The sequence below is a fragment of the Mesorhizobium sp. M7A.F.Ce.TU.012.03.2.1 genome (genome assembly GCF_004006095.1).
Taxonomy (GTDB): Bacteria; Pseudomonadota; Alphaproteobacteria; order Rhizobiales; family Rhizobiaceae; genus Mesorhizobium.
In genome coordinates this window covers 6,698,752-6,721,601 of record NZ_CP034779.1, presented here as the reverse complement: position 1 = coordinate 6,721,601, position 22,850 = coordinate 6,698,752, and the positions used below count along the sequence as shown (strand labels likewise).

At 59.1% G+C, this 22,850-nt stretch carries 15 protein-coding genes and 1 pseudogene; 6 read left to right on the top strand and 10 right to left on the bottom strand.

Going from position 1 to position 22,850, the window contains the following annotated elements:
• Positions 1–469 precede the first annotated feature (469 nt).
• Positions 470–1,552, top strand: a complete 1,083-nt coding sequence (locus tag EJ079_RS33110) for a RelA/SpoT domain-containing protein (protein WP_127811235.1) — start codon at positions 470–472, stop codon at positions 1,550–1,552.
• On the opposite strand, the pseudogene EJ079_RS34100 reads toward EJ079_RS33110, so the two are convergent.
• Both EJ079_RS34100 and EJ079_RS33100 read right to left on the bottom strand, forming a co-directional pair.
• Positions 1,549–1,766 (bottom strand): annotated as a pseudogene (locus EJ079_RS34100) (IS1595 family transposase); the annotation flags it as partial. The gene EJ079_RS33110 and the pseudogene EJ079_RS34100 sit on opposite strands and share 4 nt — an antisense overlap.
• Positions 1,767–1,923: 157 nt before the next feature.
• Positions 1,924–4,830, bottom strand: coding sequence for a trifunctional glycosyltransferase/class I SAM-dependent methyltransferase/polysaccharide deacetylase (locus tag EJ079_RS33100; RefSeq protein ID WP_127811234.1), 2,907 nt, complete (start codon positions 4,828–4,830; stop codon positions 1,924–1,926).
• 903 nt (positions 4,831–5,733) lie between these two features.
• Here EJ079_RS33100 and EJ079_RS33095 point away from each other — a divergent pair.
• Genes EJ079_RS33095 through EJ079_RS33080 form a run of 4 tightly spaced genes read left to right on the top strand, consistent with a single transcriptional unit; the run spans position 5,734 to position 10,676 of the window.
• On the top strand, positions 5,734–6,408 hold the full coding sequence (locus EJ079_RS33095) for a hypothetical protein (protein ID WP_031212622.1): 675 nt from the start codon (positions 5,734–5,736) through the stop codon (positions 6,406–6,408).
• A 7-nt stretch (positions 6,409–6,415) separates the two neighbouring features.
• Positions 6,416–9,094, top strand: coding sequence for an OmpA family protein (locus EJ079_RS33090; RefSeq protein ID WP_127811233.1), 2,679 nt, complete (start codon positions 6,416–6,418; stop codon positions 9,092–9,094).
• A gap of 13 nt (positions 9,095–9,107) precedes the next feature.
• Positions 9,108–9,602 carry a Rab family GTPase gene (locus tag EJ079_RS33085; protein WP_023809564.1) on the top strand — a complete coding sequence of 165 codons (495 nt, stop codon included), beginning with the start codon at positions 9,108–9,110 and terminating at the stop codon, positions 9,600–9,602.
• A 3-nt stretch (positions 9,603–9,605) separates the two neighbouring features.
• Complete coding sequence (locus tag EJ079_RS33080) at positions 9,606–10,676, top strand: adenylate/guanylate cyclase domain-containing protein (protein ID WP_127811232.1); 1,071 nt, start codon at positions 9,606–9,608, stop codon at positions 10,674–10,676.
• Between the two features lie 77 nt (positions 10,677–10,753).
• Here the strand turns inward: EJ079_RS33080 and EJ079_RS33075 are convergent, their stop codons facing one another.
• The 5 genes from EJ079_RS33075 to EJ079_RS33055 all read right to left on the bottom strand — a co-directional run bounded on the left by EJ079_RS33075 (position 10,754) and on the right by EJ079_RS33055 (position 18,549).
• Positions 10,754–11,434 carry a redoxin domain-containing protein gene (locus tag EJ079_RS33075; RefSeq protein WP_127380484.1) on the bottom strand — a complete coding sequence of 227 codons (681 nt, stop codon included), beginning with the start codon at positions 11,432–11,434 and terminating at the stop codon, positions 10,754–10,756.
• Positions 11,435–11,453: 19 nt separating this feature from the next.
• On the bottom strand, positions 11,454–14,750 hold the full coding sequence (locus tag EJ079_RS33070; protein WP_127811231.1) for an adenylate/guanylate cyclase domain-containing protein: 3,297 nt from the start codon (positions 14,748–14,750) through the stop codon (positions 11,454–11,456).
• A 690-nt stretch (positions 14,751–15,440) separates the two neighbouring features.
• Positions 15,441–16,820 carry a hypothetical protein gene (locus EJ079_RS33065; RefSeq protein ID WP_127811230.1) on the bottom strand — a complete coding sequence of 460 codons (1,380 nt, stop codon included), beginning with the start codon at positions 16,818–16,820 and terminating at the stop codon, positions 15,441–15,443.
• A complete protein-coding gene (locus EJ079_RS33060; protein WP_127398873.1) occupies positions 16,820–17,344 on the bottom strand; it encodes a GNAT family N-acetyltransferase in 525 nt (174 codons plus the stop codon). Before EJ079_RS33060 ends, EJ079_RS33065 begins: the two co-directional genes overlap by 1 nt.
• Before the next feature lie 74 nt (positions 17,345–17,418).
• A complete protein-coding gene (locus EJ079_RS33055; RefSeq protein ID WP_245481775.1) occupies positions 17,419–18,549 on the bottom strand; it encodes a hypothetical protein in 1,131 nt (376 codons plus the stop codon).
• Here EJ079_RS33055 and EJ079_RS33050 point away from each other — a divergent pair.
• A complete protein-coding gene (locus EJ079_RS33050; RefSeq protein WP_127319622.1) occupies positions 18,445–19,860 on the top strand; it encodes an adenylate/guanylate cyclase domain-containing protein in 1,416 nt (471 codons plus the stop codon). The two genes, EJ079_RS33055 and EJ079_RS33050, sit on opposite strands and share 105 nt — an antisense overlap.
• Before the next feature lie 127 nt (positions 19,861–19,987).
• On the opposite strand, the gene EJ079_RS33045 is transcribed toward EJ079_RS33050, so the two are convergent.
• The 3 genes from EJ079_RS33045 to EJ079_RS33035 form a co-directional block, all read right to left on the bottom strand.
• Positions 19,988–20,467, bottom strand: a complete 480-nt coding sequence (locus EJ079_RS33045; protein ID WP_023809557.1) for a class I SAM-dependent methyltransferase — start codon at positions 20,465–20,467, stop codon at positions 19,988–19,990.
• Between the two features lie 205 nt (positions 20,468–20,672).
• Positions 20,673–21,854 (bottom strand): ABC transporter permease, encoded by a 1,182-nt coding sequence (locus tag EJ079_RS33040; protein ID WP_127811229.1) that lies wholly within the window; start codon positions 21,852–21,854, stop codon positions 20,673–20,675.
• Positions 21,851–22,849 (bottom strand): ABC transporter permease, encoded by a 999-nt coding sequence (locus EJ079_RS33035; protein ID WP_127395737.1) that lies wholly within the window; start codon positions 22,847–22,849, stop codon positions 21,851–21,853. The genes EJ079_RS33040 and EJ079_RS33035 overlap by 4 nt, the downstream gene beginning before the upstream one ends.
• Position 22,850 lies beyond the last annotated feature (1 nt).

Sequence of the window (22,850 nt, the reverse complement as noted above, 5' to 3'; positions counted from 1 at the left end):
AGGCCGATCTGGCCCTGCCGATTTAAATCTCTCCGGCAATGGGCTTGAGCGCATCTTCTGTCGCAGGCTCCAGCGGGACGCCGGCGACGTTCCGGAGCATCAAAGCGCCGCGCCGAAGGACGATCTGAAATCCGCCCCGGTCGAGGTCTTGCCGGAGATTGCCAGTGACATAGTTCGCCTGCGCCAAATGGCCGACCTTGTGGTCGTGTGCGGTGGCGATGGTTCGGTGTCGGCGGCGGCGATGGCTGTAGTGGAAAGCCGCCTGAGCGTGGCGGCATGTACGTCCGCGTCATGTCCAGGGGCGCGATCTATGCAGATACGGCCGAGACGGTATCTCGCTCGCGGAGATACGATGTCGCGCGCTATGGTACTTCGCTTACCCAAACGGATATGACTCTTGGGATCTGATTCCCCTGCGATAGTCCCGCCAGTCCAGAATGAGGCGGGCCACCATGACTTCTTGGCTCCAATGACTGAGTACCCGCGCCTTGCCTACAGCATGAAAGCCGTTCGCAAGGCAGGCGACCGGCTGGCAAAACCTATTCAGTTCGGACGAGACATCACTGTCGGCCAGTATGTGGACGCACTCGAAATCTTTTCAATCGCCAATAGCTGGCGCGACTCGCACTTTCTGCCGATGCGCAGCGTTCGGTTCTCTGTCCGTCATCACATAAGAGCCCTGCGACTGGAGGGCGACATGGCATCCCGGCCAAAGCGCATGGCATCCATTCGTCGGAAGCTTCGAGAGTCCACCACCAATTTGGACACCATGAACGACATCGGCGGTTGCCGGGCGATCATGGCCGATATCAAAGGTGTTCGCTCGCTTCTCGCATCGATGCGAGACAAGTTCCCCCATGATATCCACTCTAGGGAGTTTAACTATATCGATGAGCCGAAGCCGGACGGGTATCGAAGTCACCATGTTGTTTTCAAATACCGATCCCGAGATGCCGACACCGAGGCTTTCGACGGACGACGCATCGAGTTGCAAGTTCGTACCAAGCTTCAGCACTCATGGGCAACTGCGGTTGAGGCTGTCGGGCTATTCCGGGGCCAGGATTTGAAGCACGGAGAGGGCGACCAAGATTGGCTTCGCCTTTTCCAGCTTATGTCGGCGGAATTCGCGCACGTTGAGCAGTGCCCCGTTCATGTAAGTATTCCGGATCACAATGACCGGGTTCGAGAATTGCGGGATCTCAACAAGCGTATAGATGCGATCGGCATACTAAAAAGAATCAAGGATACTACCAGATGCCAAGAGAATTTTATAAAGCAAGCGGAAAAAACTCGATACTATTTGCTTCAATATGGGAAAGATAATATACTGACTATCGATCATTTCAGGTCAATTATATCGGGCGCGCGAAAATTGAAAGAGATCGAGCAAAAAATCGAGCTAAGGGGCAGTGAGGTGAAGGCTGTCTTGGTCGAGGTGGATAAGAAAGAAAAGCTTGCTGAAATGTATCCGAACTACTTCGGAGACGTTTACTTATTTGCTCGTAATCTGAAATCCATCTGCTCGGGAAAAGCGGCTACCGAATACAGTTAGCCTGCACTGGGTCGGCTTAAGCGGCGTCGCTTCCGTATGAAGTAACCCGAGCGTTTGCCGACGATACCATCAAGGCTGCGACCGGCCCACGCATCGTCGTTCATGCCAGGGGCTGCGCGTGAATTATGGCGGAAGCCATTTTCGGAGACGTAGCGGTGCAGATGCTTTCTGCGCAGGGCTGATAGGTGCCACGCATGCCACGCTTGAATATGCTGATGCGCCGGGTATTTTGGCAGTGTTTACTCAGCCGCCGGGGCAGGTCATTCCGATCTCGGGGTGACATCGAGCGATCGCGGCAGTCTGGCGAGTGCGGAGCGTTTCGTCGATCTTGCGCACGTGAGCGGGACCGATGACCGTGACAAATTCACCGTTTAATCGAGCATGGCCTCGACGGTGGCGACAAACTCGTCGAGCGAGCGATCCCCGCGAATCTCGATGCGTGGGAGGTCGATGGGATCGCAATTAAGGTCCGCCGGCCCGTGTCTGCTGCCGAAGCCGATCCGATAGCCGGACTCCTTGGCCAGTCTGCCGAGCCGTCGGTCGGTGACAGAGAAGGGTGCCGCGAACGCCGAGATTGGCCGACCGGTCCAACGTTCGATGAACATACGAGAGCGCAGCAGTTCGGCGGCCAAGTCAGAACTCGACAGACCATCGATCGCGCGATGCGTCGCGAGATGGCTTCCGAAGAACGCACCTTCGGCGGCGAGCCGCCGCACCGTCCCGGCATCCATAAGCTGCGTCGGCGGACCGTTTACGGAATCCCACTGCGCGCTTTCACCCACCAGGTCAGTCACCAGGAACACTTCCGCGGTCAGGTCGTTCGCGCGCAAGGTTGGCCAGGCATGGTCGGCAAAATTCTGGAAGCCGTCATCGAAGGTGATGAGCACTGGGCGGCCAGCGAAAGGCTGACGGTTGGCGATGGACCGTTCCAGTTGCTCGGATGTGGTTGCGTGAAAGCCATTGGCGCGCAGCCATGCCATCTGGCTGGCGAATGCGGCGGGCGTTAGCCGAAAACGGGCGAGGGCGGCCGGACCTTCTTCGGCGACGCTGTGGTACATGAGGACAGGGATACGTGGCCGCCGCTCGCTGCGCGCGACGTCGCGGCGCAAGGCCCGCGCCCCGCCCCAGACGATATTTCGGGCGACACCGAGTCCGATAGGCGCGCGGATCGGCGCATGATCAATCCTCGGTTCCGTCACCACATCGTCCGGTGACAGGCGGCGGAAGCGGTCTATGCGATAGAGCTCGGTCTGGATCGACTGCTCGAGGACGAGACCTTCGGTCGCTGCGAGCGCCTCTGAGATCGCTTGTGCCCCGAATGTGTTCCAGTCGAAGCCCGTCCTTTCAACATTGTCACGCAGCACGAATGCGTGGGCGCTGATGAAACTGCCGCCAGGCGCCAACGCCTCTGCGAATTTTTTGGCAATGCGCCGCAACTCGGCGAGATCATCCAGATAGTAGAGCACTTCCGAACAGAAGATCAGATCCATCTCACCCGGCAGCGTGTCGGCGGAGAAATCCAGTACGCCGAATTCAATATTCGGCTGATCGCTGCATCGCGCGCGGGCCCGTCCGACGGCTATGGCGGAGATGTCGGTTGCGGTCAGATGGCCCACTCGCGGCGCCAGCTGCCGCGTGAAATGGCCCTCCGCGCAGGCCAGCTCAAGCGCCCGTCCGATGGGGCCGGCAGGCAGGATTTCGAGTTGCCGCTCGTATTTTTCCTGCTCATAGGACGAACCGTAGTTCCAGGGATCCTCGGTCGCGAAATAGCCATTCCAGAACGACGTGCGATCCTCGTCGTGCCTGACCCGTGCACGCCGCGGCGCGGCGGAAGGCTCGGCTGGTTCGGCGCTCGACCGGACCAACTCCCGCGCTTGCGCGGCCAATCGCGCGAGTTTGCCGAAGTGGCTGTCCGGATCAGGCCCGCGTTCGGCTGTGCCTGACAATGCCCCGGCTGGAAGCGTGTTCGGAGTGTTGGCGCCAGCCTCTTTTTGCGGTGCGAAATTCCGGATCAGTTCAATCCAATGATCCCTTGTCACTGTCCCGAGCACGCCGAATTGTACGACGGCCTCGATGTGGCCATCCATCATCAGGTAGGCATAGATTTGGTCGATTCCTTCCGGCAGTTCAGTCGAGGTCGGATTTCGAGCGTCGACGCGGATTCCAAGTGTTCGCGCCAGCCTGCGCGGCGCGCCAAGATCGTCGGCGTCGAGAAGCATTTGCTCAAGCTGATACTGGATGCGGCGAGCCGCCGCGGGATTGGCCCAGACCTTGCCGAGTTCGGTAATCAATTCGGTGATGGCGCCGCCGAACCTTCCCCACCTGGCAGCCAGTTGCGCCGGCACAGACAGGCTTCCCACCGCAAGGCCGTTGACGGCTACCTTGGCGATCTCACTCGCCCACTTGCGTCCGGCCGGAAGCGCGCGCAGGGACTGCGGGTTGATCGAGCCCGAGCCGCCGCCGCAATCCGACGCGGCGTTCCAAAATGCGAACCACGCGAGTGCTTCGGAAGCGGTGCGGCCATCCGCCGAGTTCGCTCCGTTGGCGTGGATAGTCACCGGGTGTTTGACTCTGGAGTCGGCAGAGAAGCCACGGGCGATCACGATTTCCGCGTCGGCCAGCATCTGAGATGAATTGCGGGTGAGCGAGTTGGAGCTAGCCCGGTAAAAGGCGAGCGGCTCGTCGACCATTACCCAATTGCTGCCGAGACGGGCGAGGCGCTGCCACAGATCCCAGTCCTCGCATGTGCGCAGCGACACATCGAAACCGCCTAACTCGACGATTGTCTCTCGGTCGACCAGCAGCGCGTGAGTGGCGATGGCACACCGGCGGGCAAATGTTTCAAAGGGCTGGACCGCAACCTCTGACGAGACGCTCAACGGAATAAGTTCGCCATCGGGCATCACGCACTGAGAGCCGCAATAGGCGGCCACTGAATCGGGCGCGGCCTCCAGTGCGGCTAGCATTTTCGCGAGGAAGCTGGCGTCTACCCAATCGTGTGCATCCAGAAACATGAGCCAGTGGCCGCGCGCCGCCGAAATCCCGCTATTGCGCGCGCCGGCGGGGCCATGCGCGCAAGAACTCAACGTCCGAAATCGGGCATCTTGCTCCACATAACCGGCAATGATCGCGGGGGTGCGGTCCGTGGAGGCGTCGTCGACGATGATCGCCTCCCAATCCACGATTTCCTGATCGAGGAGGCAATCGAGTGCGCGCGCCAGCGTTACCTCTGCGTTGTGCGCAGGAACCACGATTGAAACCAATGGATTATGCGCCATGCCGTCTTACCCACGCCTGGTTCGAAGGTACAAGAGTCCCAAGACATAGCCGGCGATTTCCCGCCAAAGGAAACGGTCATCGAGGATGCTGCGTCCAAACAGTCTGCCGTGAACTCTTCCGAGCCGTCGCGCCTCCATTTGGCTGCAGGGCGAGCTTGCTCCTGTCCTGCTAGCGACGTTAGAAGCCTGGCGCAGCATTTCATCCGTGCCGCCGAGATCGGGCGCCGGCTGTCGCAGATGCACGTCAAAACCAAGCATGCCGCATACTCATGTCGATCCCTGAAATCGGCACCATGACCACAAGCTGCGGTCCCTGGCACCTGGCTATGGCAAACTGGCGTCCTTTGCAATCGACGACGCAACAATGCAAGCCCACTGAAGTTTTGGTTGAATAACTGCCAGCTATTGGGACCTATTGCTCTCTCATATCGACCGAAACACCGCGTTTCCGGGCTGCAGCCTCGATCGGCGATTCCTCGTGTGAAAAGAAGATTCTCCTTCTACTGTTGAGCTCGCGCCGGAAGCTGATGGTGGCAGTATATAGCGGAGCGAGAGGCAATATGCTGCCCGCTGGAACAGCTATTTTAGCAATTTCTAATAAAAACTTGTTACTTAAATCTGTCTAAATAGATATACATAATGCCATTGTATCACCCGGCTTCATAGTAGATTTCGCCCGATAACCAATTAGGTTAAATGGCTATGGTTGCTATCACAGAGAGGGGCGAGAGCAACACCTAGCGGTACTGGTGCTTTTTCTGCCAGTGCAAGAGGTGTAAAAAGAGCACCCAAATTGGCTTGCGCCAAGAAGATTCCGGCTTGCAGGTCGCGGATTTTGCTGGCATCTTCATCTGTTTATGGGTCTCTGCACTGTGGCAGGTGTTCAAATAGAGGGGTATAAGGATGGCCAAGGAATCTTCGAGTACTTCGAGTGCCGTTTCCTCCGCAAACAAGGCGGACGCAAATTTGATTGGTAATGCAGACGGAAGCGGGCTGAACTTCATGGCGGCCCAGGTTCGCGAAAACGGGGGCGCCGGCGACGCCGTAGGTGTCGACAAGATACGCGATCTGCTGTTCGGCAACCAGATGCAGGACTATGACCGCCGTTTTTCCAAGCTTGAAGAACGGGTGTTGCAACGCTTCAAGGATGTCGAATCCGAAGCCAAGCGCAATCTTGAGATGTACGAGTCAAATGCAAAGAAACAGATCGATTCGCTCGCGGCGCAATTGCGGAACGAAAAAGACTCACGAGCCGATGCCGACAAGGAGATTGACCGGAATCTTCGCGAGCAAAACCAGGCACTTGAAAAGCAGGTGCGTGCGTTGTCGGATCAATTGAGCGCGCTTGAGCGGGACGTTTCGGACCGGATAAATCGAAACGATCATTTGCTGCGTGAGGAAATCAAGCAGAAGAATGAAGGCGTTCAGATGCTGATTGAGAAAATGTTTGCCGATCTCAGCAACGTTAAGACCGACCGAAATCTTTTGGCTGGCCTGTTTGTAGAGGTTGCGAAATGTCTGAATCAGGATCCCGTCGGCAGCAAGGGCAACTCGGATCGTAGCTGGAAAGTGAGTTGATGGGACCTTGACGTCAACCGTCGACCCAATCAGTCTTCCACAAAGAACAGCCTCGAACGATACAGAAATTGATCGCGAGGCTCTGGCTCGTCTTTTGGTCGAAATTGCCCGGAACGTTGATCCGGACTATCGTGCGCGTTTCGACGGAGTCCCAACCGCCGATCCTCGCATGGAAACGCTGCGCCAGTTGCTGGTCAGCCGCGAAATTTCGGAGCTTTCACGAGTTACGCATCTGCTGGACGAACCCGAGCAGCTTGCGGCAGCAGTGGGCGACATTCTTCCCAGTGCGGCCGCGCGAGCGCCTCATGCGCAGCTCGGCGAGGCGCTTGCGCCTGCTGTCGAAAGGGCTGTGCAACGGTCAATCCAGAAGAGCCCGCGCACACTGACGGATATATTATACCCGGTGTTTCTGCCGGCAATTCGCAAGTCGATCGGGGAAAAGATCGACCAGACCTTTCAGTCGCTGAACGAAACTCTAAGACATATATTTACCTGGCATGGGCTCAAGTGGAGATTTGAATCTTGGAGGACAGGAGCAAGCTTTTCGGAAGTTGTTCTTAAGCACTCTCTTGTTTATCGTATAGAGCATGCCTTTCTCATTCACCGCAATTCCGGTCTTTTGATAGCGCATGTAACCGCCGATAATGCAACGAGCGAAGATCCTCAACTCATCTCTTCGATGCTTAGTGCAATTCAGGATTTTGTGAAGGACTCATTTAACGAGAAAGAGCAGAGCGGCCTGGACACAATTCGTTTTGGCGACCTTCGTCTCTGGTCAGAAGTTGGACCGTTTGCGACCCTGGTTTCGGTGATCCGGGGAAATCCGCCAGAGGGATTGCATGAAATACTTCGCGATGTATTGCTTCGCATCCATGAGGAATCCTCACAGGCTTTAGAGCAGTTTGACGGCGACGGTTCGCAGTTGGCCAGCGTAGAGGCGCAGTTGCAGACCTGCGTCGAGCTCAAGCAGGAGGAATCAAACGAGGGATTTCCGTGGCTGGTGGCGGCCGTTGCCCTGCTGCTTTTGAGTCTGGCAGGCGGTTGGTACTTTCTTTCCTGGCAATCAGCGCAGCGCTGGCAAGCTTATGTATCGCGCTGGCAGGCTTACGTGTCGCGACTGGAGGCCCAGCCGGGCATCATCGTTGCCGAACAACAGGCGCGCGACGGCCAATTCTATATTGCCGGCCTGAGAGACCCGCTTGCCGCCGACCCGCAGACCCTGTTGTCTGGAACTGAGGTCGATCCCGCCCAGGTTCATTCGCAGTGGCAATTCTATCAGAGCCTTGAACCGGAGTTCGTGCTGAAGCGGCTGAAGGCGTCGCTGGCTCCGCCGGATTCAGTACGACTATCAATCGACAATGAGCGCATCGTTGCCGAGGGTGAGGCCCCCGACACCTGGATAGATCGGGCGCGTGCAGCGGCCCGACAGCTTTCGGCAGGCGGACCGGAATTCGACATCTCAAAGGTTCGTGACGTAACCCCCGAAGTACTCGAGGCGAAGCGCTGGCAGGCCTACGTGTCGCGACTGGAGGCCCAGCCGGGCATCATCGTTGCACAACAAAAAATACGCGACGGCCAATTCTATATTGCCGGCCTGAGAGACCCGCTTGCCGACGACCCTCAGTCGCTGTTGTCTGGAACGCAGGTCGATCCCGCCCGGGTTCATTCACAATGGCAATTCTATCAGAGCCTTGAGCCGGAGTTCGTGTTGAAACGGCTGACGGCGTCGCTGTATCCGCCAGATACAGTACGACTTTCGATCGTCAATAATCGCATTATTGCCGAGGGCGAGGCTCCCGACACCTGGATAGATCGGGCGCGCGCAGCGGCTCGGCAGCTTTCGGCAGGCGGACCGGAATTCGACATTTCCAAGGTTCGTGATGTCAGTCCCGAAGCACGCGCGGCGGAGCACTGGCAGTATTATGTGTCGCGACTTGAGGCCCAACCGGGAATTGTCGTCGCCCAACAATCGACCAGGGGTGGACATTTCTATATTTCCGGCCTGCGAGACCCGCTTGCCGCCGACCCGCAAGCTCTGCTGTCCGGAACGGAGGTCGATCCTGCCCGCGTTCATTCACAGTGGCAATTCTACCAGAGCCTTGATCCGAAGTTTGTGGTGAAGCGGCTGACGGCGTCGCTGACGCCGCCGAAATCGGTCCGACTTTCGATCATCCAGGGTCGCATCGTTGTCGTGGGCGAGGCTCCTGCCGCCTGGATCAACCGGGCGCAGGCCGCCGCTGAACAACTTTCGGCGGACGGAGTGGTTCTGGATGTCTCGCAGCTGCGTGAACTGGACCTTGCAGAGCTCAATCATTTGAGAGAGGCCATCCAGACGACCGATATTTTCTTCTCTTCCGGCAAAGTTGTGCCGGGACCAGAGCAGACGCCGGTTCTCGACAGATTGGCGGATCAAATAAAGGAATTCGCCCAAAGTGCCCGCAAGTCAGGCGTAACTGCGCGGTTCATGTTGACCGGCCATTCGGACACCACGGGCCGTGAGACGGCCAACGCGTCGATCAGCGCCGCCCGTGCCGAGACAGTTCGTGCGCTTCTCAACAAGCGCGGCGTCGCCCCGGAACTGCTGCTGGTTCGGGGCGCGGGCACCTTTGAACCGGCGGTGCCTGAAAATAGTCAGGCTGGTAGCTCCACCAATCGCCGGGTTTCCGTTACGGTAAACCTGGACTAGGTCGGAGCCCAAGATGTTGCAAAAAAAGATCTGTATGTTGGGCGGGTTCTCTGTTGGAAAGACGAGCCTGGTTCGCAGGTTTGTGAAAAGCATCTTTTCAGAGACCTACTTGACCACGGTGGGAGTGAAAATCGACAAAAAGAGTGTCGCACTCCCGGACAAAACAGTGGATCTGATTTTATGGGATTTGGCCGGCGAAGATGATATCGGCTCTTTCCGCGTCAGCCATGTGCGAGGTGCGACAGGCCTCGTGCTTGTCGTCGATGGAACCCGCGCCGCTACCCTTACCGCCGCGCTCACGCTGCGCGAGCGGGTCGAGGCTGAATTCGGTGCTATGCCGTTCGTATTGCTTTTCAACAAATCTGATCTGGCCGATCGGTGGGTAATACCGGATAGAGAAATCGACGAACTGAGGCAACGCGGATGGCAGGTCTATCTGACAAGTGCGCTCTCGGGTGAGCATGTCGATGATGCGTTTCTTAAACTCGCTTCGATGGTCACCAAATAGACCATGCAAAGATTGCCAAGAGAGATCGGAAACTGGATTTACGATTTCTTCTACAACGAGCGTGCTATTGCGTATGTGAAAATTGACGCCCAGCTGCGGACAGCGGCGAAGGGCGGTAACGTTAAACATTACGGGCTCTCATCCCTTCGCATCGGTAAGCCTGTTGCCGATCAGCTTGAATTCATGGAAGGTTTGCTGCCTTGCCCGGAGCTTCCATTTCATATGCCTATGGTCGAACTGCCCAGCGGGCGTGTCGCGGACCTTCATCTTTTTGCTGATGATGACTGCGTGTGGCTGCTCTTTCTTGATGCCACTGCCGAACGCGACAACAAGCAGCGGCTTCAACAGAAGGCTTATGAAATGACTCTTCTGCAAGAGAGGGAGCGCCAACTCAACGAGAAGTTACATTCGGCCAATGAGGCGTTGAGGAAGAGTCAGGAGGGATTGTCGCGTGAATACCAGCGCGCCGAATCCCTGCTCCTCAACATTCTTCCGGCGTCGATCGCGGAGCGGTTGAAAGCGCACAAGAAAATTGCAGACAACCACGCAGAGGTGAGTGTGCTTTTTGCCGATATCGTCGGTTTTACGGAAAGAGCGCGCAGCGTCGGAGCGGTGACGACGCTCGCTATCTTGAATTACTTCTTCAAGGCGGCGGATCGGCTCTCGGAACGGCACGGCTGCGAAAAGATCAAGACAATCGGCGATTGTGTGATGGTGGTCGCGGGCCTGCCCACCGCGCGATCCGATCATGCACAAGCCCTCGCGCACTACGCAGTTGAACTGCGCAAGGCGGTCAAACGCGAGAGCTTCGCAGGAGAACCGATAAGACTGAGAATTGGAATTCACTCGGGACCGATCGTCGCTGGCGTCATAGGCAAAAGACGGTTCGCCTATGACTTGTGGGGCGAGACCGTTAATCTCGCCTCGCGTATTCAAACGTCCGCGGAGCCCAGTGAAATCCGTATTTCCGATGCAACGCGCCAACTGCTGGGACCAAAATTTGCTTGCGATCCACTTGAGGAAACGGAATTGCGTGGTGCAGGTCGTGTACGAATGTGGCGGCTCCCAGCCTGATTGTCGCTTGCCGGCGCTGGAGCGCACTGCATCTCAAGCCGCAAATTATTAACGTGAAGATTTGATCAAACGGGACCTCATTGGGCGACTTGCGACACAGCTGACATCAGTTCCTTCGGGTTGGGCGCCCCAAACATGTATCGCCCCCCCTCCGGAACCTCCGTGAAACTCCAGCGGACAATTCCCTGCCTGTCCAGCAGGAATTGACCGACCAATTGTCCGTGTCCTGTTGCGATCATCTGTTCGTCGGCTTCGGTCACTTCGTAAGGGTCCTTCCTATCGAGGATTTCGCTCGCTGCAAAAGGATCCATGGGACCGGGCAACTCGCCTGGTATGTCGACCCGCATATCCTTTGCTGCTGCCATCGAGACCTTGTACGGCCAGTTCGTCTCGTTTTGGGTGAATTCGAGATTGGGTAGTCCAAAAGCACGATGTGAAGCGCGTTCAGGGTCGGAGGCCGCAAGCAGGTTCGGCATCGGGTGGTAGCGGAAATAGAGACGCGCTCGTTCGATCGGCGTGTTGACCACCGTCAGGCTCTCCACGCCCCTTTCACGCAGCTCCGGATCAAGCCGCGCCTGGGCGGCGATGTGGCGCCGGCAGAAGGCACAATGCAGACCTCGAAACAGGCCGACCAGCACTGGTTTTTGCCCGCGAAAGTCATCGAGCGCGATCTTGCCTTCCTGGGTAATGGCGTCAAGCACCAGGTTCGGCGCACGGTCGCCCGGTTGAAGCGGTACCAAGTCACTAGGCGCGGACATTTCCAACCCCTAACCCCGGCTAGTCGAGAAAAGGCAGCACCACAAGCGCTTCCGGGTCGAGCCCGTGCTGGGCGCATATACCCTGCGCCAGGGAAAAGTAGCGTTCGGCCTCGGCCAGATTGTCGAGGTCCAGATTAAGCGTTGCGAGACCATCATAGCACGGAAAGAGCAGTTGGGGCTCGCCCATTTCGCGGGCGACGTCCAGTGCTTCGTGGAACAGGCCAACCGCCAGTTCAGGACGGCCATTGCACTGGTGGATCTGCCCAAGCACGATCAACGGCACCGGCAGGTGCTCGCGCTGGTCGAGCGCCCGGTCGATCTCGATAGCCTTCTCGGCGGCAGGCACGCCCTCCGTTGGACAGCGATCCGTGAAAGTACAACAAGCGACCGCCAGATTGGCGAGGAGGCGGGCCTGGAAACCCAGATCACCAATATGGCGCGCCACGTCCAGACCGCGCCGACAGACCTCCATCGCCTTTGCCGGATCGATAGTCGTGTAAAGCACGCCGAGATTGGTGTAGCCGCGGCAGGCCGCACCCAGCAGACCGGCGGCTTCGGCCAATTCAATGCTGCGCTCGACCTGGCCAACGGCTTCACGGTTTCGTCCGAGGCGAGCCAGCGCAACAGCCTTGGTATTAAGTGCCTCGGCGGTCACAAGAGTGGCATCGCGTCCTACGTCGGAAACATGCTCCGTCGTCAAAGTGCGTACGCAATCCAGCGCCGCGTCCGCCCATTTTGCCGCGAGGGAGTGATCTCCGCTCCGGAACGCCTGTCGGCCACGTTCTTGCCAGAGATGCGCCTGCTCGATCGGGGCATCCGCTCCATCGAGGAGCGCTGCCGCTTCAGCATAGCGGGATTCTGCGTTGTCCCGCTTGCCGACGTCCCAGAGCAGCCGACCGACCTTACGCAAAACGCGCGCCGAAGCGACACGATCTGCCGACTGGCGGTATGCCAGCAACACCGCCTCGTAGTGGTGGTGCGCGACCTGGCGGCGGCCTGCCGGGCCGCTCAGATCGGCAATGCGCTCTGCAATTGCCAGCTTGAGCGGTGTTTGCCCGATCGCACCCAATGCGGTCAGTGCTCGCTCATAGAAACGAAGGGCGTCATCGTTGGCGTATATCATGCGAGCGCGATCACCCGCCGCCTGCAGGCAATGCGCGCCCCTTTCCCGCTCGGCGCTCTGTGCGAAATGATGACCGAGCACCGCCAAATCCTCGAGCCGTTCCGGCTTGTCGCCGTACAGTTGCTCCAAGGCAGCACCGACCCGCCCGTGGATGTCGGTCCGGCGTTGCAGGAGCAGATTCTGGTAGATCACGTCCTGCAGCAATGTTTGCGTAAAGCGGTAGCTTTGCGACGAGCCCGAGCCAGATCCGGCAACTTCCTCGATGATTTCCGCATCGCAAAGCAGTTCGCAGCCGGCTTCTAGCCGGCCGGGGTCGGATGTAACGGTTTTCAGAAGGGTGGCATCGAAGCGCGGGCCAATTACCGCGGCTTCCTGGGCCAACCGGCGCACCTCTTGGGGCAACCGGTCGACCCGAGCAAGCAACATTGCCTGGATCGTGGCGGGAATGCCGGTTGCGACTTCGCCTGCCACAGTCCGCCATCGCTGGCCCTCGCGCATCAATACACCGCGATCGATAAGGCCGCGAACGATCTCCTCTAAAAAAAGCGGGTTGCCGCCCGAGCGCTCGAGGATCTGGCCGAGAAGCCCTCCTGCGGAGTTTACCCAGCTCTCGCCGAAAAGCGCCGCCAGCAGACTGCGTCCGTCATCATTGTTGAGCGGCGAAAGCCTGAGCGCCGTGTGACTGACCCGATTTGAATCGAGTTGGTCGTTGTCCGGCGCTGGACGATGCGTGACCAGCAACATCAACCGTGTGCGTTCCAACCTGTCCATCACGAAACGCAGTGCCTCAAGTGACACGGCGTCGGCCCAGTGCAGGTCTTCCACGACAATCAACAGCGGCGACAACGCAAGCCGCCGTTCGATGATTGTGCGGACTGCGTAAAGAATTTGCCGCCGCAGCTGCTCGGGCTCGACATGCTGCAAGGTGGCATCGGGGTCGCCAAGGCCAAGCACATGGTAAAGCAAAGGCATCAGTCGCTTTGCCTCTTCGCCCTGCAGGCCGAGATCGGTAAGCAAGGCTGCGAGCTTCCCCCGTATTTCATCCCCATTGTCGTTCTGCATCATCCCCGCAGCGCTGCGCACAACTGCGTCCAAGGCGCCAAATGATTGTTCGCCCAGCGGTGAGCACGCGGCCTGCCGCACGGCGACGTTGCGAAAACGATCCTCGTCTCCGACGCGGGCGACGAACTCCTTCACCAGCCGCGATTTCCCGATACCGGCTTCTCCGACGAGGCGGACAAGTTGGGCCGAGCCGCCGCACGCCTGGTCAAGGCTCGCCAACATTCTATGAAGCTCCGCACCGCGACCAATCATCGGCGCGCTGAGGCCGAGCGCCTCGAGCCCACGTGCTGCACGCGGGGCCGCAAGCGGTGCATCCAGTCGATGGACGAGCACGCTGCCGGCCTTGCCGCGAAGCACGACATCGCCCAGCGACTCGTAAGAAAAGGCATGCCGGGTCAGCCTGTGAGTGAGTTCGCCTACCAGCACCTCACCCGGTGCGGCCAGCGATTGCAGGCGCTGCGCCGTATTCACGGTGTCGCCGGTCACCGAATAGGATTTGGCGGTGCCGATGCCCAATCCGCCAGTAACCACCGGACCGGTGTTTATGCCGATGTGGAGTAACAGAGGCGAGCCGGAGTGGGGGGTGCTTTCACCGAGCCGCGCCGTCCGGGCGATCATGTCGAGAGCGGCGCAAAGCGCACGTTCCGGGTCGTCTTCATGCGCCACCGGCGCACCGAACAAAGCGAGCAGCGCATCGCCGATGAATTTGTCGACGAAACCGCCAAAGTTTCGCACGGCCGCCGTCAATTCCTTGAACAGCGCGTTCTGCAGAGCTTGCATCACCTCGGGGTCGAGCTGTTCGCTGAGTGTCGTGAAGCCGCAAAGGTCGGCGAACAGGACCGTTACCGTCCGGCGATCGGCGTCAGAGACGGGATGCAGCCCATAGCTTTCGATGTTCGGAGGCAGCGACAGGATTCGAGAAGGCGGCACGATGGTCCCGCTTGGTTTCGGAACAGGCCGTTCGGCGGCTTTTGCGGACGCACCAAGGCTTGCCCCACATTTCGGACAGAACTCGAAATCAGGTGCGCAGGGGTAGCCGCAGCTGGCGCATGGCACAGGCTGGCGCCTGCCACACCTCGGACAGAAGGCGTAACCGCCCTCAATCTCGAAACCGCAGCCCGAGCAGTCCATGGAAACCTCACCCGAGCATGATGCCGAAAAGTGTGAAGCGGTTTTCGGACCACATCCTGCTCTGTCTCTTTGACCTAGAGATGGATTCAGATTTCAGGTCGATTCGGCCTGCAATCATCCGGCTCTTGGGGCCATGACTCGTGATCTCGCCACGCCCTTCACGGCCAGGGTATTCACAATGATGAACCGATAGCCGTCAACCGGCAAGCGGCAGCAAATGGGCATCCGTGGGGTCCGGTGGCGGAGCGTTGCCGATTCGGACGGCTGCTTGGCCGTCGTTGCGACGTTCTCTCTTCGCCCCTCCGTCTTCCTGCTATCATGGAGATGAGGAGACGGACTTTGAGCGAGAATCGCAGACTAGTCGCAATTCTGGCTGCAGATGTGGTTGGATACAGCCGGTCGCCAGCGCGGACGAAGATTCGCCTCGCGTCTGGAGGGCGTCGCGGCGCCCGGCGCCATCTGCCTGTCCGAGAACGCCTATCGCTAGGTCAAGGCGAGTCTCGACCTCTCGGTCAGCGATCTCGGCACGCGTGGGCGGCATGGCAGGAACTGCTCGCGTCAATCCTGACTATTCGCTGGAATACCGTCGCAAAGTCTTGCCTTACAAGAACCATGCCGATTTCGAACTCATGATCGACGGGCTCCGCAAGGCCGGAATAGTGCAATGACAAATGAGGGCATGCGGTCGGATCAGACGCCAAAGGCTCGGCCGATCTTGCGCCATCGGGCGTTTTCACGAACCAGTTTCAGGTCGTCGGTCGTCTCGGCAAAAGTGTGCGAACGGTAGTGCCCGAGCAGGTCAGGAAACAGCCTCCCTGCCGGCAGGCCGGCAACCTGTTCGCGGACCGACATTTTTTCATCGATGACCCGGGTGCCCCAGGCATTTTCCCGAACCTGCAACTCGGCAGCCAGACCGCGCTCTTCCGGCGCGGTTTCATCCAGCGCAGCCAGCAGGATCGAGTGGAAAAGCGCTACATAACCGATCTGCCTCAGGCCGCCCACGACCCGCACGCGCGGCAATATGGCAAGAACGAGGAACGTCAAGAACAAGTTCGGCAGCAGCACGCCCTCCAGCAGCGCCTGCTTGAGATGCGCCCGCTCGAACGGGATGGAAAGACCGTTCGGCCTTTCAGGCTCGATCAGGTGCCCGTTCTCGAAAACAAGCTTGCGCACGCGCTCCTCGCGAATGCCCCAGAAATAGGCCGTGGCATTGGGCAGGAATCTGCCAAATGGGCCCGATTCGGTCTCTTGCAGGGTACGTTCGAGACGCTGACGCCTTGCGGGCTCAAGGAGCAGCTTGGAAAGAAGGCTGCCGTCATGGTCCAGATGCCGCGCCACGACGGAAGCCGCGAGCCGGTCATCGATGAACACCGGCCGAGCCATGCCAGAACGATCCCAATCGGCGACCAGATCCTCGTTGAGGTCTGTCAGTGCATCGGCGGCGGTTCCAAACACCTTGTCCTGGCTGGCGAGCAGTGTGCCCAGCCAGCGGCTGGCATCCGTTTCGTCGCCCACCGCTTCGAGCGCCCGCTTGTTGAGGGTGACCGGGCCGGCCGCGCAGGCGCTTTTGCGGCATAGTTTGTGGCGCCCCATGCCAAACAAGTTGACCTTGTCGTCGCCGACATCGAGCCATCCCGGCCCCTCCCGGCCAATTGTCTCCATGGTCATCGTCGTTCCCATGAAGCCGACGAACGCCGACAGCCCGTTTTCGACCGCGCCGAGCCAGGCAAACAGGAGGGCATCGAAGGTGATCCTGTCCATCAGCAGCAGGCAGTGTAGGCCGGACTGGATCACCGGTCTGTGGTCGAATTCTTCAAGGGCCTTGCCGACCTCTTCAGGCTGCATGATCAAATCAAGGCGCTGATGCAGTATATCAAGCAGGATCGAACGGGCAGCGATCGCCGGACCCGAAGCAGGTCTTGCCACCGGCCGCCACAGATGGCGGGCGTATTCGGAAACCGGTGCATTCCAGTTCTGCTCGATATCACGCACGACTTCCGGGCAGAGCAGTGATAGCACTGCCAGAACATCCACCGGAGCCTTAAGGGTCGGATCAAAGTCCCTGGTCATCAGAACCGCAGCCGGGCCATGCTCAGAAGGTCGTGATACCGTCCTTCGGTAAAGCCGGCCTTCACATGCCGGCCTTCGACCTCGAAGCCGTGGCTTGTGTAGAGGCGGATGGCCGGTTCATTGTCGGCATAGACGGTCAATTCGACTCGCTTCAGGGCGCGCCAGTTGTCGGCCACGTCAAGCAGCGCGCCAAGTATGGCAGAGCCGATACCCTTGCCGACAAAGCCATCGTCAAGGCCGATATTGATCTCGCCGATATGCGAACGGCGCGGCGAACCCTGCACGACAAGGCTGCCATGGCCGACGACCTTGCCGTCCAGCTCGGCAACGATCCAGGTGGTTTCCTGGCCGGACTTGGTGATACGCCGTTCTACCTGCTCCACCATCTCGAATGGCACCCTGAGCGTGCCCCAGCGGAAGCCCGGCATGTTGAAGATGGCGCAAAGCGCCTCCGCATCGCTTGGCCGAATGGCCCGGAGTTGCGGCTGGATTTTCTTTGGGAATGGCGAGGTCGTGCTGGTCATGGCTTTCCCGGCAAAGGCAATAGGCCCGGCACGATGCACCGGACATCATCTGAAAATCCAGCCATCTCATCATCCTATGATGCCGATTGCGCGCTGAAGTACCGGGAGACGGCGTAGAGTTTGAAGATGCCGCTGATTCCGATCCAGCCGAAAAGGGCGAGCCAGCACAATGTTCCCGTCGCCGTCCAGTCGATCCGGTGCATTACGGCCTCGGTGATGACAAGGCCAAGGATGGCAAACAAGCCGACCAGAAACTGCGCCAGACCGAGCACCAGCAACTCTTCGTGCGGCGCGCTTTTCCAGACGAGATATGTGCCGCCCGCTCCGGCGAGGAAGATGGCGCTGTAAACCTGAGCGTGGAAGGCGTCGATCGGCCACGGCCAAAAGCCGCCGAATGTCAGGGGAAACAGCAACAGACCGACGCCATAAAGCCCAAGGATCGCCATTTCCATCGACATATAGCCGCGCCATGCAGAGTTTAAGGTCACGCCCTTTGCGGAAGGACGGCCCCCGGCCCGTAACAGGAACAGCCCGGATACCGCGACCGAAGCAAGATAGACCAAGAACCAGAGCCAGGGCGCTTTCCGCTCGAAGTTGAAATAGCCGAGATTGATGAACGAAGCCGCCGAAACGATGACGGTGAAGATGAAGGCCATGACAAGCACTAGCCTGCCTAGCGACCAGCGATTCCAGACCAGCAGCGCCGCCATCACGGCCATTTCGGCGGTGTAGAAGCCGCCGAGGAAGCGGGCGTTGAACGGCGTGACGGCCCAAGGCCAGCGCGGCCTGACCAGCGCAGGCGCGAAAAAAAGGCCGGCGCCGACGATCAGGACGATGATGATCCCCGCCGAGAAAAGCCGCAAGGCCGCGGGAAATGGCGGGTTGTCGGGTGTCGGCGCGGGAGAAAGTCCCAAAGATGAATACCCCATGGACCCACCATAGTACCGCTTGGGATCGGTGAAAATCCCGACGGATTGACACGTCGGCGGGCTTTTCCATTCGAATGGCCGTACGATCCGTTTCGAAGTAAGATGGAGCGCTCGGAACGAAGACCGGTTCCGGTCAACCACCTCGGGGGTGCATTTTCCGGAGACTGCACGATGACCGAAATTCAGGATCTGTTCTCGCTTTTGCGGCAATCGACCGATGTCGATCCCCAGGCAATCGACGCGATCCGGCGGACCATCGCGGAAGGCAAGGATCATGAACTTTGCCGCATCAATGTGCCGGCTTTCGCCAGCAAGCATGGCCTCGACGAGGAACGCGCCATAAGCGCCTTCCTCCATGCGGCGCGGGTGGGCATCTTCGACATTTCATGGAATGTTCTGTGCCCCGGCTGTGGCGGCGTGCTCGACACCAACGCTACGCTGAAAACCCTGCAGAAGGACGAATACACCTGTGCGCTATGCTCCGAAGGCTATTCGCCGACCCTCGATGAGATGGTCGAGGTGACATTCACCGTCAGCCCTCGCGTGCGCAGGATTGCCGCCCACAATCCACACGAGCTGCCATTGGTGGAATATTTTCGCCAGATTTACTGGGGATCCGGCGTCGATCTGCCGGAAGAGGGTTTGGCGAAAAACATAGAAGCGTTCTCGCTGGAGGATATCGAGCTGGCGCCGGGTGAAAAGGCCGTTCTGCCCATACAGCTTCCGTCCGAATTCATCATCGTCTTCGAGCCGGTCACCCATTCAGCGCAGTTCATCGACGCGAAGGGCGAACCAACAAAAGAGCGGCGAAGCCTGTCGTTGGCTTTCGACCGCGACCATGTCCAGAACCAGACACTGGAAATGCAACCCGGTCCGCTGCGTATTTCGCTGGAAAACAGGACCGACACCCGCGTGCTGCCGGCAGTCTTCATCGCCGGCGAGGCATTGCATAATCTCCTGGGCAAACGCCGGCCTTTTCTGACCGCCAAGCGCCTGCTCACCAACCAGACGTTCCGCGACCTCTATCGTACGGATACGCTCGACATCAACCAGCGCCTGAAGATCACCAGCCTCACCTTCCTGTTCACCGACCTGCGCGGATCGACCGCGCTTTACGAGCGGGTGGGCGACCTTTCAGCCTTCGATCTCGTGCGCGTGCATTTCCAGGTTCTGCACGAGATCGTCGCGGCGGAGGCAGGCGCGGTGGTGAAGACCATCGGTGATGCGGTGATGGCGACATTCGCGACGCCTGATCGCGCGATGGCTGCGGCCCTCAGGATGCGTGATGCCATGCGTGCGCTCAATGACAGAAGCGGGCGCGAGGATCTGCTGCTCAAGATCGGTGTCCATGCCGGCCCCTGCATCGCCGTGTCCATGAACGAGCGACAGGACTATTTCGGCCAGACGGTCAACATTGCTTCACGGGTCCAGAACCTGGCCAACGCACAGGCTATCTTCGCAACCCGCGCGGTGGTCGACGACAATCTCACCGCCGATCTGTTGCGTAGGAACGCTCTGACGCCCGTGCCTCACGAAGTCTCGCTGCGCGGCATCGAGCGGGAGATCGCGGTGTATACAATCCCCTGAGCAATTGGGCCGTCCAGAGCAATCCCAGGGAAAGTGTAAACGGTTTTTCGGGAAAAACGCGTAGCGCTTTCCCTTGGAATTGCAGTAGAGCAGCGTTTGCGTGAAAAGATGAGGCGCTCTCGGCCGCTCACACGCGCTTGCAGAGGAAATAACGATCGGCGGGCTCTGAAGTCGGCGCCGGGAGGCGTTGCAGCAGCGGGTGATCGAGCGGCGTGCCACTGACCGCGAAGCCGCCGACCCGAAGCAGGCTCGCAATCAGATCGGGAAGCCAGGTAGCAGTCACTGCATCCCGATCGTCATAGCCGGTGCCGATGTCGGCATGTACAAGGGCGGCTTCGATGCCAATGAACTTGCGGGCCGTCTCGCGTATTTCGCCGAGCACGAGGTTTTCGGCTTCGGGAATTGAGCTGGCATGTGCGCCGACTTCGCGGTCGAACACCACGATCCGGCGCCCGGGCAGGCGCTCGCGCAGATGGTGGAACGTCCGACCGTTGCCGAGGCCGAGCTCGAGTACAAGCCCCTCCATCTTCGCCACCTCGACGCAGACTTGGTCGAGAATGTCGCGCTGTGCGGTCATCCTGCTGATGAAATTCTCGAGGCGACTCATATGCTTTTGTGTGTCCTGAACCAGAAAGAGATCGTCAATGCCGCCGACAAGAACTGTTCACGGGTGAATCCCGAAGGCGTAGTGCGAAACTCGATCACGTGTCGGCACATATAGAGGCGGACCATGAACACTGCAACAACCTACAGGCAGCCGGCAGGATCATACCGGGTGGAATAGGCGGCACGGCGCGCGGCAAAATAACAACTCATTTGTAGGGATCTGCGGCGTCCCGCAAGCCGTCACCGAGGAAGTTAAACGCCATGATGACGAGAATGACGGGAAGCATCGGCAAAAGCAGCCATGGATAGAATGCGATCACGCTGACGCTGCGCGCCTCGGTGAGCAGGATGCCCCAGCTGGTTATCGGCGCTCTCAGGCCGAGCCCGAGGAAGCTCAGCGCCGTCTCACCCAGGATCATGCCGGGAATGGAGAGCGTCGCCGTGGCGATCAGATGCGACATGAAGCCGGGAATGAGATGCCGGCCGATGATGCGGCTGCTCCCGGCGCCCATCAATTGCGCGGCCAGAACGTAATCCTCTTCGCGCAAGGCCAGAAGCTTTGAACGCACGGCCCGCGCCAGTCCGGTCCAGTCGAGCACTCCGAGGATCACGGTGATGCCGAAATAGATCAGGATCGGACTCCAGGTTATCGGCATGATCGCCGCCAGGGCCAGCCATAGCGGAATGCTGGGAATCGATTGCAGGACTTCGATTATCCGTTGAACGATCAGGTCGAAGATACCGCCGTGATAACCGGCCAGTCCGCCGATGACGATGCCGAGCAGGAAGCTGAAACTGATGCCGACGAGGCCGATTGTCAGTGAAATGCGTGCGCCATAGATCATGCGCGAGAGCACGTCGCGCCCCAGCCTGTCGGTGCCGGCCAGAAAGAGCTGGCCGTTTTCGGCAGCGCAGACAAAATGCCTGTCACCTTCGATCAGGCCCCAGAACCGGTAACTGTCGCCCTTGCAGAAGAAACGGACCCGCTGAACATCGCCCGGGTCGTCGATGTAGTTCCGCTTGAGCGTGTCCATGTCCAGCGTCATCTGGCGGCCATAGACGAACGGCCCGACGAACTCGCCGTTGTGGAACAGGTGCACCTGCTGCGGCGGCGAATAGATATAGTCCATGTTGCGCGTGTGCAGATTGTAGGGCGCCAGAAACTCGCAGATCAGTATCCCGAAATAAAGCACTATCAGGAATATGCCGGATACAAGGGCAAGCCGGTGCATGCGGAATTTCCACCACATCAACCGCAACTGCGACGCCTGAAAGACCTTCGACTGCTCCGCCGTCATCGCCTCGACCGACTGCAGGTCAAAGGGCGCGCTGGAAACGTAGTGTTCTAGTGGAGCACCCGGAGCGGGGAGCGGCGAATCCGTCTTCATTTAGTGCTGCCGCCCTGCAAACGAATTCGTGGATCAAGCACCGCCAGCGCCAGGTCGGAAATCAGGACACCGATGACTGTCAGGAAGGCTAGGAACATCAGGAACGACCCCGCCAGATACATGTCCTGGCTTTGCAAGGCCTTGATCAGCATCGGCCCGGTCGTTTCCAAAGACAGCACGATCGCCGTGATTTCGGCGCCGGAGATGATGGCCGGCAGGATAGAGCCGATGTCGGAAATGAAGAAATTGAGCGCCATGCGCAGCGGATATTTGACCAGAGCCCTGAACGGATGAAGGCCTTTGGCGCGTGCGGTCACCACATATTGCTTGTGTAGCTCATCGAGCAGATTGGCGCGCAGCCGCCGGATCATGCTTGCCGTGCCGCCGGTGCCGATGATTAAGACCGGGATCCAGAGATGGGCGAGTATCGACTTCGCCTTGGCCCAGCTCATCGGCTCGCTGAGATATTGCGGGTCCATGAGATGGCCGAGGGACGTGCCGAACCAGATGTTGGCGAAATACATCAGGATCAGCGCCAGCATGAAGTTCGGAATGGCAAGGCCCAGGAGGCCGAAAAAGGTCAGGCCGTAATCGCCCCAACTGTATTGATGCGTCGCGGAGTACATGCCGATCGGAAAGGCGATGAGCCAGGTGAAGATGATCGTGACGAAGGAAACCAGCACAGTCAGCCACATTCGGTCCCCGACGACGTCGCGAACCGGCAGCTCATACTCGAAGGAATAGCCGAAATCGCCGTGCAGCATCCCGCCGACCCAATAGAAGTAGCGAATGATCGGCGGCTTGTCGAAACCATATTCCTTGCGCATCATCTCGATGCGATCGGAATCCACCCCTTCGCCCTGTGCCCGAAGCTCGGCGACATAGCTGTCGAAATAGTCGCCGGGGGGAAGTTCGATGATCGTGAACACCAGCGCTGATATCACCAGCAGCGTTGGAACCATCACAGTAATGCGCCAGACAATATATCGAAGCACG